This window comes from Telluria sp. AZSoR62 (genome assembly GCF_058111565.1).
Genome location: NZ_JBYTST010000103.1, coordinates 1 through 409 on the forward strand (window position 1 = coordinate 1; position 409 = coordinate 409).

Annotated in this window: 1 protein-coding gene; it reads right to left on the minus strand. The window is 61.4% G+C overall.

The window, feature by feature from the left end:
• Positions 1 to 136: 136 nt before the first annotated feature.
• Positions 137 to 409 (minus strand): DUF2510 domain-containing protein (locus AC3XQU_RS23065; protein WP_489876488.1); only part of this gene is annotated, 273 nt, incomplete at its 5' end.

The following is a 409-nucleotide window of genomic DNA, read 5'->3' on the forward strand; positions in this document are numbered from 1 at the left end:
GGTTGTCGAACTGGTGGTTGGCAGACTGCTCACTGCAACAGGGGTGCCGTCCGTTCCGCATCCGGCCGCGAGGCCGGCCACCGCGATCACAGCAAGCAGAGTTCGTTTCATTGCAAATACCTACAGGTCTTCTGAATTAGTAGTTCGGCGGCGGGGGCGGGGTGTTCGCAGGCTGCACGTGGGAGGTCCACTGAGCTCCGTCATACCAGCGGATATATGCCGGATTGCCCGGGTCCGGGTACCAGTTGGCGGGCGTGGTGTTCGGGCGCATTTCTTCGCGAGTATTCGCGTGGTTGAGCGCCGCGAGTTGCTGACGCTGAAGGTCGAGATTCACGCCCTGCTGAACGACCTGAGCGCGTGCAGCATTGCGTGTCTGCTTCGTGTACTTCGCGGTGCGCTCGTCGGTATT